14 protein-coding genes are annotated in these 15,777 nt (G+C 64.5%); 8 read left to right on the top strand and 6 right to left on the bottom strand.

The genetic code is table 11. From position 1 onward, the window contains the following. Position 1 precedes the first annotated feature (1 nt). Together C5F70_RS05450 and C5F70_RS05445 are read right to left on the bottom strand one after the other, a co-directional pair. A complete protein-coding gene (locus tag C5F70_RS05450; protein ID WP_104902859.1) occupies positions 2-1,300 on the bottom strand; it encodes a hypothetical protein in 1,299 nt (432 codons plus the stop codon). Continuing rightward, a complete protein-coding gene (locus C5F70_RS05445) occupies positions 1,293-2,900 on the bottom strand; it encodes an amino acid adenylation domain-containing protein (protein ID WP_104902858.1) in 1,608 nt (535 codons plus the stop codon). Before C5F70_RS05445 ends, C5F70_RS05450 begins: the two co-directional genes overlap by 8 nt. Positions 2,901-3,098: 198 nt before the next feature. Between C5F70_RS05445 and C5F70_RS05440 the strand changes: the two genes are divergently transcribed. The 4 genes from C5F70_RS05440 (at position 3,099) to C5F70_RS05425 (ending at position 6,905) form a co-directional block, all read left to right on the top strand. Then, positions 3,099-3,605, top strand: a complete 507-nt coding sequence (locus tag C5F70_RS05440; RefSeq protein WP_046382864.1) for a sigma-70 family RNA polymerase sigma factor — start codon at positions 3,099-3,101, stop codon at positions 3,603-3,605. After that, the gene (locus C5F70_RS05435; RefSeq protein WP_017848126.1) at positions 3,602-4,339 is read left to right on the top strand and encodes an anti-sigma factor; all 738 of its coding nucleotides are present in this window, start codon (positions 3,602-3,604) and stop codon (positions 4,337-4,339) included. Before C5F70_RS05440 ends, C5F70_RS05435 begins: the two co-directional genes overlap by 4 nt. A 117-nt stretch (positions 4,340-4,456) precedes the next feature. Beyond that, positions 4,457-5,551 (top strand): cell division protein ZapE, encoded by a 1,095-nt coding sequence (zapE, locus tag C5F70_RS05430; protein WP_104902857.1) that lies wholly within the window; start codon positions 4,457-4,459, stop codon positions 5,549-5,551. A gap of 40 nt (positions 5,552-5,591) precedes the next feature. After that, positions 5,592-6,905, top strand: coding sequence for a leucine-rich repeat-containing protein kinase family protein (locus C5F70_RS05425; protein ID WP_104904531.1), 1,314 nt, complete (start codon positions 5,592-5,594; stop codon positions 6,903-6,905). 124 nt (positions 6,906-7,029) lie between these two features. Here C5F70_RS05425 and C5F70_RS05420 read toward each other — a convergent pair whose 3' ends face one another. Further along, a complete protein-coding gene (locus C5F70_RS05420) occupies positions 7,030-7,737 on the bottom strand; it encodes a YebC/PmpR family DNA-binding transcriptional regulator (protein WP_017848129.1) in 708 nt (235 codons plus the stop codon). Between the two features lie 101 nt (positions 7,738-7,838). After that, positions 7,839-8,696: a LysR substrate-binding domain-containing protein gene (locus tag C5F70_RS05415; RefSeq protein ID WP_017848130.1), complete on the bottom strand. Its 858-nt coding sequence runs from the start codon at positions 8,694-8,696 to the stop codon at positions 7,839-7,841. Between the two features lie 126 nt (positions 8,697-8,822). On the opposite strand from C5F70_RS05415, the gene C5F70_RS05410 reads away from it, so the two are divergent. From C5F70_RS05410 to C5F70_RS05400, 3 genes are all read left to right on the top strand, one after another. After that, the gene (locus C5F70_RS05410; RefSeq protein ID WP_104902856.1) at positions 8,823-9,932 is read left to right on the top strand and encodes a 2-aminoethylphosphonate--pyruvate transaminase; all 1,110 of its coding nucleotides are present in this window, start codon (positions 8,823-8,825) and stop codon (positions 9,930-9,932) included. Between the two features lie 29 nt (positions 9,933-9,961). After that, positions 9,962-10,789 (top strand): phosphonoacetaldehyde hydrolase, encoded by an 828-nt coding sequence (gene phnX / locus C5F70_RS05405; RefSeq protein ID WP_104902855.1) that lies wholly within the window; start codon positions 9,962-9,964, stop codon positions 10,787-10,789. A 114-nt stretch (positions 10,790-10,903) separates the two neighbouring features. Further along, positions 10,904-11,449 carry a cytochrome b gene (locus C5F70_RS05400; RefSeq protein ID WP_046485421.1) on the top strand — a complete coding sequence of 182 codons (546 nt, stop codon included), beginning with the start codon at positions 10,904-10,906 and terminating at the stop codon, positions 11,447-11,449. Here C5F70_RS05400 and C5F70_RS05395 read toward each other — a convergent pair. Then, positions 11,446-12,336, bottom strand: coding sequence for a 1-aminocyclopropane-1-carboxylate deaminase/D-cysteine desulfhydrase (locus C5F70_RS05395; RefSeq protein ID WP_104902854.1), 891 nt, complete (start codon positions 12,334-12,336; stop codon positions 11,446-11,448). The two genes, C5F70_RS05400 and C5F70_RS05395, sit on opposite strands and share 4 nt — an antisense overlap. A 57-nt stretch (positions 12,337-12,393) precedes the next feature. After that, positions 12,394-14,433 (bottom strand): NADPH-dependent 2,4-dienoyl-CoA reductase, encoded by a 2,040-nt coding sequence (locus C5F70_RS05390; protein WP_046485425.1) that lies wholly within the window; start codon positions 14,431-14,433, stop codon positions 12,394-12,396. Positions 14,434-14,644: 211 nt separating this feature from the next. On the opposite strand from C5F70_RS05390, the gene C5F70_RS05385 reads away from it, so the two are divergent. After that, complete coding sequence (locus C5F70_RS05385; RefSeq protein ID WP_104902853.1) at positions 14,645-15,775, top strand: carbon-nitrogen hydrolase family protein; 1,131 nt, start codon at positions 14,645-14,647, stop codon at positions 15,773-15,775. Positions 15,776-15,777: the final 2 nt, after the last annotated feature.

Here is a 15,777-nt window from a genome sequence, read left to right as displayed (position 1 = left end):
TTCACGAATCCCAGATCGCGCCATAGGCGGGTATCCCCCGGGCTTCCAGCTCTTGCACGACCTGCTGCGTCAGTCGTTGGTTGGCGATACAGATCACGGCCTCCGCGCCACAGGCTTGCACCGCGCCGTAGGCCAACTGCACCAGGTCAGGTTTGCCGCGCTCATCGGTGTCCCAGATCAACGCGTCGGGCTGGGCACCCAGGATCTCGTCGACCCATTCGTCGCCGTAGGTCTTGCGCGGGCTGCGGGTCGACCAGATCAGCTGGATCGGCAGCCGCGCCGCAAGTAAATGCGGCATGACCGGGCCGATCCCGCTGCCGGTGGCGACGTACACCACCGACTTGAACAGGGTTTCCACATGGGCCACGCCAGCGGTGGTGATGCCCTTGACCCACACATGGCGCGGCAGGTCCTCGATAAACCGCCCCGTCCAATCCCCGGCGCGGGAAATGGTCAGCCGAAACCCGGTTTGGCCCGGTGTGGGGATGTTGGCAAACGAGTGCCACTCCAACAGCGGATGTCGGCTGATCGCGGTCGACGAACCGGCGAATGGCGTGGTGTGGGTAAAGCGCGTAATCACCGCATGCCCGGAAGGCCGCGTGTGCTCAACGGCGACCTTGCGCAGCCGCAGCCAGGGCAGTGCGATGCTCAGCGTCAACAGCACCAGCATCCAGAACGCGCCACTGTGCAGCAGGCTCGCACCGCGTTCGACGGACGCCAGCAAGGTCAGCGCCCAAAACAACAGCAACGCGGCCCACCCCGCAAACCGATGAACCCGCTCGAAGCCGTTGTGAAATCGCCCCCGGATGCGCGGTTGCGCCATGCCCACCATCAACAGCAACACGCCGAGCAGCGTCGCGCCAAGCCACAACCCGGCGGACGAAACGCTGCCCGGCCGCTGCAGATAGTCCGTGGCCTGCACACCGACCCACCCCGCGAACCAGCCCGTGGCCGCCAGGGCCGCGCCACTGTGCAGCCCGCCGACGTGGTACACCTTGGCCGCGCTGCGCCGCACACGCAGCGGCCAGGTGACGGGGATGCGCGTCGCCAGCCAGAACAACGCATTGATCAGGTATTGCTGGCGAATCAGGATGGCCAGCGACAGGTTGATCAGCACCAGCGCCGACAACGTCTGGGCGCTGACGCCCTGCAGGCCGACGCCCAGCACCGCAAACGCCAGGTTGCTGAGCAACACCAGCGCTGCCAGGCGGTTGTAGTAGGAAAACACCGGCAACGCCGTCCAGCGCCGCCAGAGCGCCGGCTTGGGCGGCACCACGGTTTGACTCAGGGCATCAAGCATGGCCGGGCTCCTGCACCGCGAACGCCTGCACGGCCACCCACCTTTCACGCGCCCGTTGCAGCAACAGCGCCTTGTCGATCTTGCCGCGGGCGGTCAGTGGAAAATGCTCCACTGCGTCGATCAGCGCCGGCACGCAGTAGTAGGCCAGGCGCTGCTCGCATTGGCGTCGGCAGGACGCCACGTCGGCGCTGGCCGGCGAAACAAAGGCGACCAAGGTGCGGCTGTCGAGTTTTAGCGTGACGGCCCGCGTGCAGCCATCGCCGGCTTCCAGGGCGCTGGACACCGCGTCCAGCTCCACCCGGAACCCGCGGACTTTCACTTGGTCATCGACGCGCCCCAGGTGCTCGAGTTGCCCGTCGGCCGTCCAGCGTCCCAGGTCGCGTGTGCGGAACATCATGGCGTCGCCGCCCACAAAGGGGTCCGGGCGGTACCGTTCGTGGGTCAATGCGCGGTTGTTCAGATAACCCGCCGTTACCCCGGCGCCGCCCGCCCACATTTCCCCGGCTTGCCCCGCCTCACAGGGGCGGCCCTGTTCGTCGAGCACATACACGCTGTTGTTGGGGGTCGGCTGGCCGATGGTCAATGGGGTGCCAGGCACATGCCGATGCAGCGTATTGACGATGGTGGTTTCGGTGGGGCCGCAGCCGTTGTAGAACGTGCAATGCGCCGCCCAACGCTCGGCCAGGGCCTGGGAACAGGGTTCTCCGGCGACCGCGACCACCTGGAGATCGGGGCACTGCCGAGGATCGAGGCCGGCCAGGATCGAAGGGGTTGCGATCAACACATGGCACTGTGCAGCGGTCTGCGCAATGGCTTTACCGCGAATCAGCAAGGTCGCGCCATGGGCCAGGCAGCCGAGTATTTCCCAGGCCGCCATGTCGAAGCCGATATTGAGGATCTGCCCGACGTTGCGGCCCGGCGCCATGCCCATCCGCCCGGGCTGCGTCAACAGGATGTTGCATACGTTACGGTGACTGACACACACGCCGTTGGGGCGCCCCGTGGTGCCGGACGTGAACAGTACGAAACACAGGTCGTGGGTGTCGACGACGGCGCCCACCGGCTTATTGTCCTGGGCGATCCAGGGCAGTTCGGCCAGGAACGTGTCCAGGCACAAGCTGCGATGGGCGGCGTCTGACGGGATGCGATCCGCCAGGTGCGACAGGGTCAGGATCAGCGGGCTGGTCAATGACTCGAGGACCATGGCCAGTTGCAGGGGCGGGACGATTCTGGCGTCCTGCGGCACATACGCGGCGCCGACCTTCAACACGGCCAACAGGCCCACCAGCATGGGGATCGAACGCTCGACGAACAGCGCCACAGTGTCGCCGCGTTTGACGCCCTGCTCGATCAAGCCCGCGGCCAAACGATTGGCTTGGCGGTTGAGTTGTTCATAACTGATGCGCTGCCCCGCACACACTGCCGCCGTCGCATGCGGCGCCAGCGCCGCTTGCGCTTCGATGGCGTGGTGGATACAGGCGGCGCTCGGCGGGGTCGATGGGCCAAAGCCCCATTGTTCAACCAAGGCGCGCTGCAGGACAGGCAGAGGCGCCAGCATGGGCGGGGAAAAAAGCGGTTTTTCGGTCGGTGAAAACATCATGGATACACCCTCATCGGTTGACTGCCGAAAAATGGCTGGCAGGTACGAGGGTGGATTGAGGTACGAGCCCGCGATTACAGGCGCTCAGGCTTTACAGAAACTTCTCACCGACACGCGTAAAGTTTCTTTTCATCGCGAGTGGAATAACCTACGGGGAGCAGCGTCTACCTGCACACAACCGGTTAGACTCGACTCCCCATGCATGAACTCGACGAACAGTTACGTGAACTCATCCCCAGGCTGCGGCGCTTTGCCCTGTCCCTGAGCCGTAACGCCAGCAGCGCCGACGACCTGGTGCAATCGACCCTGGAACGGGCGATCACCCGCTGGGCCGACAAAACCGTCGACGGCGACCTGCGCGCCTGGCTGTTCTCGATCCTCTACCGGCAGTTCCTCGATGCCCATCGGCGCACCCGGCGCTATGCGCGCATGCTCGAGTTCTTCACCGGCCGCGACGATGTGCAGCCGTCGGTCGAACGCACGGTAATCGCCCAGTCGACCCTGCAAGCCTTCGACCGGCTCAACAGCGAACAGCGCGCCCTGCTGTTGTGGGTGTCGGTCGAAGGCTTGAGCTACAAGGAAGTCGCGCAGATTCTCGACGTGCCCATCGGCACTGTGATGTCGCGTTTGTCCAGGGCGCGCCAAGCCCTGCGTCAACTCAGCGATGGCGAAATGACCAGCCCTTCCCTGCGGATACTCAAATGATCAGCCTGCCCCCCAGCGAACGCGATTTGCATGCCTACGTCGACCAGCAACTGCCGGAGAGCGATCGACGCGTGCTGGAAACCTACTTGGCCGCCCACCCCGAGGTCGCCGCCCAGGTGCATGCCTGGCAGCAGGACGCGCACGTATTGCGCGCCGCCTTGAGTGGCGCGTTGCAGCAGCCGGCCAACCCGGCCCTGGACCCGGCGCTGATCCGCCAGCGCATCAAGCAGCAGTCGCGCCGCCACTTCGCCACGGCGGCGGTGTTGCTGATGGCGGTCAGCCTCGGCGGCCTGGGTGGCTGGCAGGCGCGCGAAGCCACGCAACCGCCCATGCTGCCCATGGCCGATGCCATGCAGGCTTACCGCCTGTTTGCCCAGGACGGTGTGCTGCCCGCCGACTATCACGCCCAGGGCAACGCCACGATGCAAACCTGGCTCGACCGCTATTTCAACCAGGCCCAGCGTCTGCCCGACTTGAGCCAGGCGGGTTTCACCGCCGTCAGCGGGCGCTTGCTCAGCACCGAACAAGGCGCGGCGGCGATGGTGCTGTACGAGGATCGGCAAGGCCGGCACATCAGTTTCTACATCCGCCCGCCGGGCCCGGAAAATAACTTCCTGCCCCGCGGCAGCCGCAGCGCCGATGGTTTGCTCGCCGAGTACTGGTCCGGCGGCGGGTACAACTACGCAATGGTCAGCCCGCAGGGGCTGCCGACCACGCCGCTGCTGCAGTTCTGAAGCCCACGCCCCGTAAAGGCCATGCGTTTTCGAGATGGCTGGCGACGCGCTTCGCTATTGGTCAAATCCCGATTGTCGCCCTAAAGTGAGCGACCACCGCACACAGAGTGACTCCCCTTGGCGCCGCGTTCCCTGATCCGTCGTTTGCTCGGTAAAAAACACCCCACCCACGACGACTCACCCATCCCCACCTTCTTTCAGACCAAGGCCGAGCAGCACGGCTATACCCTCAGCGCCGCACAGGCCCGGGCGATTGCGGCGATGGCGCGCGAGACCCACCACCTGCTCGCCGGCCAGCCCACCCGCAGCCTGTATTTGCACGGGCCGGTGGGGCGCGGCAAAAGTTGGCTGCTGGACGGGTTTTTCCAGGCATTGCCGATCGCCGAAAAACAACGCGTGCATTTCCATGATTTTTTCGCCCGCCTGCACCGGGGCATGTTCGCCCACCGTCAGCACCACGACGCACTGGCGGTGACCCTGGATACGCTGCTGGACGGCTGCCGCGTGCTGTGTTTCGACGAATTCCATGTCCACGATATCGGCGATGCGATGCTGATCAACCGCCTGTTCAAGGCGTTGTTCCAACGTCGCGTGCTGGTGTTGGTGACGTCCAATTATCCGCCGCAAGGGCTGTTGCCCAACCCGCTGTACCACGAGCGATTCAAGCCGGTGATCGACCTGATCGCAACGCGCATGGACGTGCTGGAAGTCAGCTCGCCCAAGGACTTTCGCAGCCTGCCCCAGGCCCATGCCGAACAGCGCTTCAGCAGCGGTCGGTACGTGTGGCCGGGTACACCGGCGCAGCGAACCGCGCTCGGGCTGCCGGCCACGGATTGCCCGGCGCAGGCGCTGACGGTCGGCAACCGCCAGTTGCGCTGCCGCAGCCAGCAGGCACGGCGCATCGCCTTCACCTTCCATGACCTCTGCGAACAACTCACGGCGGTGATGGATTACCTGCTGCTGTGCCAGGACTTCGACGAGTGGATCATCGACGGGCTGCCGCATCTGGCAGACTGCCCGATCGCCGTGCAACAGCGCTTTATCAACCTGGTGGACGTGCTCTACGACCAGGATAAACAGCTGATCCTGATCGGCGCGCACCCGCTGGAGCAGGCCTTGAGCGGCCAGGCCATCGATCTGGCGCGCACCGCCAGTCGCCTGAACCAATTGCAGGCGGTCCGCCCGCAACACACGCCCGACCCGGTATCATGAGCGCCTTTTTACGCCCCCTTGCCGAGTGACCGCGCCGTTCATGAATACCCTCGTCCAACTCAAGGCCGGCCAATTGGCCGGCATCCAGCGCCTGGACCTGTCCTGTGGGCTGACCGAATTCCCCCGGGAAATCTTCGAACTGGCCGACTCCCTGAAAATCCTCAACCTCAGCGGCAACGCCCTGAGCAGCCTGCCCGACGACCTGCATCGCCTGCCGCACCTGCGCGTGCTGTTCTGCTCGGACAACGCCTTTACCGAACTGCCGGCCTGCCTGGGCCAATGCGCAAAGCTGAGCATGATCGCCTTCAAGGCCAACCGCATCCGCCACGTGCCGGCCGCCGCGTTGCCGCCGCTGTTGCGCTGGTTGATCCTCACCGATAACTGCATCAGCCAACTGCCCGACGAATTGGGCGAGCGGCCGCTGCTGCAAAAACTGATGCTGGCCGGCAACCACCTGGCGCACCTGCCGCCAAGCCTGGCCAGTTGTCACAACCTGGAGCTGATCCGCATCGCCTCCAACCGCCTCACCGGCCTGCCCGATTGGCTCCTGGCGCTGCCCAGCCTGACCTGGCTGGCCTACGCCGGCAACCCGGTGGAAATGGCGGCGGACGTGGCCGCCGACGATGCGACGCCTGACATTCCATGGTCGGCACTGGAACTGGCCGAGGTGCTCGGGGAAGGCGCCTCCGGGGTGATCCGCAAGGCGCTCTGGCAGCCCTCGGCCAAGCCGGTGGCGGTCAAGCTGTACAAAGGCAGCATCACCAGCGACGGCTCACCGCTGCACGAAATGCAGGCATGCATTGCCGCCGGGTTGCACCCCAACCTGATCAAGGTGGAAGGCCGCGTGGTTGGCCACCCCGACGACCAGGCCGCGCTGGTGATGGACCTGATCGAGCCGAGCTACCGCAACCTCGCCGCCCTGCCGAGCCTGGCGTCCTGCACCCGCGACATCTACGAACCGGCTACCCGCTTCAGCCTCGCGGTGGCATTGCGCATGGCTCGCGGCATCGCCTCGGTGGGCGCGCACCTGCACCGCCACGGCATCACCCATGGCGACCTGTACGGCCACAATATTCTGTGGAACGCGGCGGGCGACTGCTTGCTCGGGGATTTCGGCGCGGCGTCGTTCCATGCCACCGCCGACACCGTAGAAACCAGGGCACTGCAACGCATTGAAGTGCGTGCGTTCGGAGTGTTGCTCGGGGAGTTGTTGCAGCGGATCGACGTAGGCTTGAGCGACACCACACGCCAGATCCTGGAAGGCTTGCAGGCCCGCTGCTGTCAGCCCGAAGTGCTGGCGCGGCCGGGCTTCGAGGAAGTCGAAGCGCTGCTGCAATCTATTCCACAGCACTGAACCCAATGTGGGAGGGGGCTTGCTCCCGATGGCTGTGGCCCATTCAACATCATCGTTGACTGACACACCGCTATCGGGGGCAAGCCCCCTCCCACAGTTTTGAGCGCGTTTATTCAGGCACGGATCAGCCGGCCAGGCCGACGAACATATCCTGCACGTCGTCATGGTTGTCCAGGCCTTCGAGGAAGGCTTCGACTTCAGCCATCTGCTCGTCGGTCAACCCCGTCACCGGGTTCTTCGCGATATAGCCCAGTTTGGCCGACAGCACGGTAAAACCCTGCTCCGGCAGCGCTTTCTGCACGGCGTCGAGGTCGGTGGTTTCGGTGATGAACAGGGTGGTGCCCTCTTCTTCGCCCTCTTCGAAATCCTGGGCGCCGGCTTCAATGGCCGCCATTTCAGGATCGGCGTCCGGGCTGTCCGGCGCGGCTTCGATCAGGCCGACGTGGTTGAAGTCCCAGGCCACGGAGCCGGAAGCGCCCAGTTGGCCCTTGCGGAACGCCACGCGGATTTCCGCCACGGTGCGGTTGATGTTGTCGGTCACGCACTCAACGATCAGCGGCACCTGATGCGGGGCGAAGCCTTCGTAGGTCACGCGGTGGTACTGCACGGTTTCCCCAAGCAGACCGGCGCCTTTCTTGATGGCGCGGTCCAGGGTTTCCTTGGGCATCGAGGCTTTTTTGGCCTGCTCCACCACCAGACGCAAGTGGGCGTTGGTCGCGGTGTCGGCACCGTTACGGGCAGCGATGGTGATCTCTTTCACCAGTTTGCCGAAGATCTTCCCCTTGGCATTGGCTGCCGCTTCTTTATGTTTGACTTTCCACTGTGCGCCCATGACTTGCTCTCTTCCTCATGCATCGCGCCGAGACGTCTACTGGCCGGCGCTTTGGGGGCAGAGTTTATAGGGCAAAAACGCAACGTTCCACCAAAAAACCTTCACGGCGCCAGCTCGAAAAACGCCTGAATCAAACGCAGCGACCGACGGCGCTCCATGCACCCCAACATGTGTCGGTTGAGCAGCCCCTGCCCGTGGATCGGCAGCGCACGCACGCGCGGGTCCGGGCTGACCTCCATCGAGGACACCACGCCAACCCCCAACTCGGCGGCAACGGCTTCGGTCACCGCTTCACGGCTGTCCAGCTCCAGCAGCACTTTCGGCTGCACCCCGGCGCCGAGGCAGGCGTGATCGAAGGTGCGCCGGGTAATGGAGCCCGGCTCGCGCAGCACCATGATCACCTCGTGCAATTGCTCCAACTGAATGCCCTGGGCCAGCGTCGCCCACGGGTGGCTGGCCGGCACCAACGCGCAGATCCGCGATTCGCCCAGCGCCTGCAAGTGCAGGCCGTTGCGTGGTTCGACTTCGGTGAGCACCGCCACATCCGCATGCTCGGACAGCAGCGCCGCCAGGGTTTCCTGGGCATTGCCCAGGCGCAGGTTCACGGTGATCCCTGGGTAACGCGCGCGCAGGCTGGCGATCATCGGCATCACCAGGTGCGGTCCGTCCGCCGCCACTTCGAGGCGTCCGCTGAGCAACTGCCGATTGGCCTCCAGCAGGGCCTGGGCTTCGTCCACCAGGCCAAAGATCGCCCGGGTGATCGCTGCCAGGCGTGTCCCCTCTTCGGTCAACTCGACGCGCCGCGCGGTGCGGCGCAACAAGGGGATCTGGTAGTGCTCTTCGAGGGCCTTGATGTGCCCGGTCACCGCCGGCTGGCTGATGAACAACCGCGCCGCCGCGCGGGTAAAGCTGCCCTCGCGGGCCACTGCGTCGAATGCGCGCAGTTGGAACAAATTCATGTTGAGTGACCTTTCTATCGGCCTGACTGATAGCTCGCATAACAACAAACAATTTGATTGATGACAAGCCAAACTGCAATTTAGGCGCCGTAACGTCCACCCCCGGACACTTTGCGAGGACTTGAAATGAGCAGCGCCGCGCCGATCCTGCTGACCCCAGGCCCCCTGACCACCTCTGCCCGCACCCGCCAGGCAATGCTGGTGGACTGGGGTTCATGGGATGAGCGCTTCAATCAACTGACCGCCAGCGTCTGCTCGCAACTGCTGGCGATCCTCAACGGCGCCGCCACTCACCATTGCGTGCCATTGCAAGGCAGCGGCACCTTCGCCGTCGAAGCGGCCATCGGCACCCTGGTGCCACGCAACGGCAAGGTGCTGGTGCTGATCAACGGCGCCTATGGCAAGCGCCTGGCGAAGATCTGCGAAGTGCTCGGCCGCGATTTCAGCACCTTTGAAACCGCCGAGGACGAACCCACTACCGCCGCCGACGTCGACCGCCTGCTGCAGGCCGACCCGGCCATCACTCACGTCGCGTTGGTCCATTGCGAAACCAGTACCGGCCTGCTCAACCCGCTGCCGCAGATCGCCCAGGTGGTCAAAGAGCATGGCAAGCGCCTGATCGTCGACGCGATGAGTGCCTTCGGCGCGCTACCGATCGATGCGCGCGAAGTGCCGTTCGACGCCCTCATCGCCGCCTCGGGCAAGTGCCTGGAAGGCGTGCCGGGCATGGGCTTTGTCTTCGCTGAAAAACACGCGCTGGGCGCCGCCCAAGGCAACTGCCACTCCCTGGCGCTGGACCTGTTCGAGCAGCACGAGTACATGGCCAGGACCGGCCAGTGGCGCTTCACCCCACCGACCCACGTGGTCGCCGCGCTGCACGAAGCGCTGCTGCAATACCACGAAGACGGCGGCCTGCCCGCGCGCCAGCGACGCTATGCCAACAATTGCCAGGTGCTGCTGGACGGCATGGCCGAACTGGGCCTGCGCAGCTTCCTGCCGGCGGCGATCCAGGCACCGATCATCGTCACCTTCCATGCGCCGACAGCCCCGCGCTACCAGTTCAAGGCGTTCTACGAACGGGTCAAGGCCAAGGGTTTCATTCTGTACCCCGGCAAATTGACCGAAGTGGACACCTTTCGCGTGGGCTGCATCGGCCACGTCGATGCGACCGAGATGCGCGCGGCGGTCGCGGCCATTGCGCAGGCGCTGCACGCGATGCAAGTGCTGGACATCTGATTGCCCTTTTTACCCCCAGGATCTGAACCATGAACTATCAACACCCCGATACCCTGCAGGCTGTCATCCTCGACTGGGCCGGCACCGTGGTCGACTTCGGCTCGTTCGCGCCGACGCAGATTTTTGTCGAAGCCTTCGCCGAGTTCGGCGTCCAGGTCTCCATCGAAGAAGCCCGTGGCCCGATGGGCATGGGCAAATGGGACCATATCCGCACCCTGTGCAACCAGCCGCAGGTCGCCGAGCGTTACCGCCAGGCGTTCGGCCGCACGCCCAGCGACGAGGACGTGAGCGCGATCTACCAGCGCTTCATGCCGCTGCAGATCGAAAAGATCGCCGAGCACTCTGCGCTGATCCCCGGCGCCCTCGACTGCATCGCCGCACTGCGTGCGCAAGGGCTCAAGATCGGCTCCTGCTCCGGCTATCCCAAGCAAGTGATGGACAAGGTCGTCGCGCTGGCCGCCACCAACGGCTACGTCGCCGACCATGTAGTCGCCACCGACGAAGTGCCCAACGGCCGCCCATGGCCGGCGCAGGCCCTGGCCAACGTGATCGCCCTGGGCGTTGACGATGTGGCGGCATGCGTCAAGGTCGACGACACCGTACCGGGCATTCTCGAAGGCCGTCGCGCCGGGATGTGGACCGTGGCGCTGACCTGTTCCGGCAACGCCCTGGGCCTGACCTACGCACAGTTCCGCGCCCTGGACAGCGCCAGCCTGGCCCATGAGCGCACGCGTATCGAAGCGATGTTCGAAGGTTCGCGCCCGCACTACATGATCGACACCATCAGCGACCTGCCAGCGGTGATCGCCGACATCAACCAGCGCCTGGCCCGCGGTGAAATGCCGCAAAGCCACTGATCGAGGTCAACTCAACGGCATTCGCGCCGGGCAAACCCTGCAAAACAGGCTTACAGTAAAAGGACTTCGTCGCCAAAGAACGGAGGTTTGCCCTGATGAGTGAGGAATCAAGCGATGCCGTGGAAAAATTCCGAGTCACGTTACAGCACCATGTCGGTTGCGTTGCACTGGTTGATGGTGGTGCTGCTGGCGGTGGTCTACGCCTGTATTGAGTTTCGCGGGATCTTCCCCAAAGGCAGTGGCGGGCGGGCGCTGATCGTGGAAATGCACTTCATGTTCGGCCTGACCGTGTTTGTGCTGGTCTGGCTGCGCCTGTTTGCCCGCTCGCTGGGGGTCGCACCGAAAATCGTACCAGCACCGCCGCAATGGCAGAGCCTGCTGGCGACCCTGATGCACTTTGCACTGTATGCCTTCATGATCGGCATGCCGATCGCTGGCTGGCTGATCGTCAGCGCCCAAGGGCATTCCGTGATGTTCTATGGGATCGAGTTACCGCCCCTGATCGGCGAAAACAAGGACTTGTCCAAGCAGATCAAAGAGTGGCACGAGCTGGGCGGCTCCATCGGTTATTGGTTGATCGGCCTGCATGCCGTGGCAGGTCTGTACCACCACTACTTCATCCGCGATAACACCGTGTTGCGCATGCTGCCCAAGCGTTAGGCAGCCAACCCTCGGCGGCCTTGCAAGCCGCCGGTGTGGACGAAGATCAGACGCGTGCCGGGAGGGAAGCGTCCGGCTTCGACCTGTTGCTTCAACGCCAGCAGTGCCTTGCCGGTATAGAGCGGCTCCAGCGGCAGGCCGCAGGCCCGTTGCGTGGTCTCGATAAAGTCGAGCAACAACGGGTCGACCTTGGCGAAGCCGCCCCGGCTGGCGTCCAACAACGCAAAGCCGTCCTGCACGATGGCGCGCACGTTCTGCGCCACGCCGTGATCGTCCGGCACCGCCATTGCACCGTACACCGGATGTCTCCCCGCCTCGGCCAACGCCAGCCCGGCCACAGTCGTGCCGGTGCCTGCCGCCAGCCACCATGCGTCGTAATCGTCCCACCCCACGTTGCTCAATTGCGCACGCGCCTGCTCGACCAATACGCCGCAACCCAACGCCCCGGCGATGCCCCCGCCGCCTTCGGGCACCGGGTAGAGATGGGGATAGTGTTCGCGCCACGGCTGCCAGAAACCGGGTTCATGCCGCGCGCGGTAGCCGCCATAGCCCAGCCAATGCAACTGCATGCCGAAGGCTTTCAAATCGAGAACGGTGGGCGTGTCTTGGGGATGGCCGCGCAACAGGCCGACGGTGGGAAAATCAAAACGCTTGCCGGCCGCCGCCAGCGCATGCAGGTGGTTGGAGTACGCCCCGCCGAGACTGATGATCCCGCCGGCACCGGCCTGTTGCGCCAGGGCCAGGTGTTCGCTGAGCTTGAACCACTTGTTGCCGCTGATCAGCGGGTCGATGCGGTCCAGGCGCAGCACGGCCAATTCGACCCCGTTCAGCCAATCCAGCGGCAGCGGTTCCAGGGGCGCATGGGGGAGCCAGTCGAAAGGGCCCATCGGCGCAAGTCCGTATGAAAAAGGGGCAGTAGTCTAACACTGCCCCTTCTCGGCGTTTTACAACTCAGCCGCCAGGCGCGAGCCCTGGTTGATGGCGCGCTTGGCGTCGAGTTCGGCGGCGACGTCGGCACCGCCGATCAGGTACACGTTCTGGCCCGCAGCGACCAGGCCGTCCTGCAATTCGCGCAACGGGTCCTGGCCAGCGCAGATCACAATGTTGTCCACCGCCAACAACTGCGGCTCGCCCTCGGCGCCGATGCGGATATGCAGGCCCGCGTCGTCGATCTTCAGGTACTCGACGCTGTTGAGCATCTGCACCTGCTTGTTCTTCAACCCGGTGCGGTGAATCCAGCCGGTGGTCTTGCCCAACCCGTCACCGACCTTGGAAGCCTTGCGCTGCAGCAGGAACACCTCGCGCGCCGGCGGGTGCGGTTGCGGCTTGATCCCGGCGACGCCGCCACGCGCTTGCAACTGCGTGTCGATGCCCCACTCTTTCCAGAACGCGTCGCGGTCCAGGCTGGTGGACACGCCCTGATGCACGAGGAATTCCGACACGTCGAAGCCGATACCGCCGGCACCGATCACCGCGACGCGCTTGCCCACGGGTTTGCGCTCGAGGATCACGTCGAGGTAGCTCAGCACCTTCGGGTTATCGATGCCCGCAATTGCCGGCGTGCGCGGGGCGATACCGGTGGCGAGGATGATCTCGTCGTACCCGCCTGCCGTCAGTTGCGCGACGTCGACGCGGGTGTTGAGGCACACCTCCACATGGGTGGTCTGCAATTTGCGGTTGAAATAACGCAGGGTCTCGAAAAACTCTTCCTTGCCCGGCACGCGCTTGGCGATGTTGAACTGGCCACCGATCTCGCTGGCCGAATCGAACAACGTCACCTGATGGCCGCGTTCGGCCGCCACCGTGGCAGCGGCCAGGCCCGCGGGACCGGCGCCGACCACGGCGATTTTCTTGATCTGTTTGACCGGCAGATAGTTGAGCTCGGTCTCGTAGCACGCGCGCGGGTTGACCAGGCAGGTGGTCAACTTGCCGCCGAAGGTGTGGTCGAGGCAGGCCTGGTTGCAACCGATGCAGGTGTTGATTTCATCGGCACGACCGGCCGCGGCCTTGTTGACGAACTCCGGGTCGGCGAGGAACGGCCGCGCCATCGAGACCATGTCGGCATCGCCTGCGGCGAGGATCTGCTCGGCAATCTCCGGGGTGTTGATGCGGTTGGTGGTGATCAGCGGGATCTGCACCGCGCCGCGCAATTTGGCGGTGACTTTACTGAACGCGCCCCGCGGCACCTTGGTGGCGATGGTCGGAATGCGCGCTTCGTGCCAACCGATCCCGGTGTTGATGATGCTCGCACCGGCCTGCTCGATGGCCTTGGCCAGTTGCACGATTTCTTCCCAACTGCTGCCGCCTTCCACCAGATCGAGCATCGACAGGCGGAAGATAATGATGAAGTTCGGGCCGACGGCTTCGCGCACCCGGCGCACGATCTCCACCGCCAGGCGCATGCGGTTTTCGTAGCTGCCGCCCCAACGGTCGGTACGGTGGTTGGTGTGGGCGGCGAGGAACTGGTTGATGAAGTAGCCTTCGGAACCCATGATTTCCACGCCGTCGTATTCGGCGGACTGCGCCAGCAGCGAGCAGGTGACGAAATCCTGGATCTGTTTCTCGATGCCCGCTTCGTCCAGTTCCTTGGGCTTGAACGGGTTGATCGGCGCCTGGATCGCGCTCGGTGCCACCTGCTTGGGGCTGTAGGCATAACGGCCGGCGTGGAGGATCTGCATGCAGATCTTGCCGCCGGCTTCGTGTACGGCGCGGGTCACGATCTTGTGCTTCTGCGCCTCTTCGTCGGTGGTCAGCTTGGCCGCGCCGGAATACACCCCACCTTCATCGTTCGGGCCAATGCCGCCGGTGACCATCAGGCCCACGCCGCCACGGGCGCGCTCGGCGAAGTAGGCCGCCATGCGTTCGAAACCGCCCGGTTTTTCTTCCAGCCCCGTGTGCATCGAGCCCATCAGGGTACGGTTGCGCAAGGTGGTAAAACCCAGGTCCAACGGGGCCAGCAGGTGCGGGTACGCAGCAGCGGTCATGGTCAAGCTCCACAACGGATCATCACGGGACGTGGCACGCTCTTACGGCTTGCCATCGGTTTATGTCCCACAGACTAAGAGGCGTTCGGCTAGCACTCAATGACCGAAACTGACAAGTTATTGATCCAAATGCACAGCGCCCCTTGGCAAGCCGAGCCGCGGGCCCTACCCTAGTCGCGAACCCTGCACTCGGTCTGTTGTCTGTTCCCCCATGCGTAAACTTCTCGCTTTTACCGTCACCCTGGCGCTGGTTGCCGCCGTCGCCGCCTATCTGGTCTGGACCCAGGAACGCCCCGTGGCGCATTACCTGTCCGACCTGCGCATCACCCTGGCCGTCAACGAAGGCCAGCCTGCCGATCGCGGCAACCTGCTGGGCATTCAGCCGGAACTGTTCCCCGGCGACTACCAGAGCCTGGAACGCCTGCACCTGAAGCTCGCGGCCTACCTGCAAACGGCGCGAAACCAGGGGCTGATCAATGAAAAAACCATCGTGGTGCTGCCGGAACATATCGGCACCTGGCTGATGCTCCGCGGCGAAAAAAACGAGCTGTATCAGGCGACCCACCTGAAAGATGCGATGAACTGGCTGTCGATCAGCAACCCGCTGCAGTTCATGCGCGCCTGGATCAGCGCCACCGGCGACAACCGCATGGACGACGCGTACTTGCGCATGAAAGCCCCGGCAATGGCGCGGGACTACCAAGTGCTGTTCGGCGGCCTGGCCAAGGAGTTTGGCGTGACCCTGGTGGCCGGTTCCATCGCGTTGCCCAACCCCAGCGTGAGCGAGGGGCAACTGCAGGTCGGGCATGGCGCGCTGTACAACGCCAGCCTGGTATTTGCGGCCGATGGCCTGCCCCTGGGCCAGCCGCAGCGTCAGCTCTACCCGATCTACGACGAGCGCGGCTTCATTGCGCCCGGGGATGAAAACACCGTCAGCGTGGTCGACACCCCGGCCGGACGCCTGGGCATCCTGATCGGCAGCGACAGCTGGTACCCGGACAACTACCGCAAGCTCAATGAGCAAGGTGCAAGGTTGATCGCCGTCCCCGCGTTTGTTATCGGCCGCGACACCTGGGGCCGCCCTTGGCGCGGCTTCAAAAGCGTGTCGACGCCCGCGGAAATCAGCCTCAAACCCGAAGAACTCAGCGAAGGCGAAGCCTGGCGGCGGCTGACCTTGATCGGCCAGCCGCCCATCAGCCAGGCCATCGCGGGCATGAGCGTGTTTCTGCGCGGGCAGTTCTGGGACCTGGGCAGCGCCGGCCAGAGCTTCCTCAGCAGCAACGGCCAAGTGTTCGCCGACGGCGACGCCCGTGGCGCGCGCTTGCTGAATATCTGGCTGTAACG

Origin of the sequence: Pseudomonas sp. LH1G9, assembly GCF_002949975.1 — a bacterium.
GTDB lineage: Bacteria > Pseudomonadota > Gammaproteobacteria > Pseudomonadales > Pseudomonadaceae > Aquipseudomonas > Aquipseudomonas veronii.
This window is presented reverse-complemented; position numbering and strand designations above follow the sequence as displayed.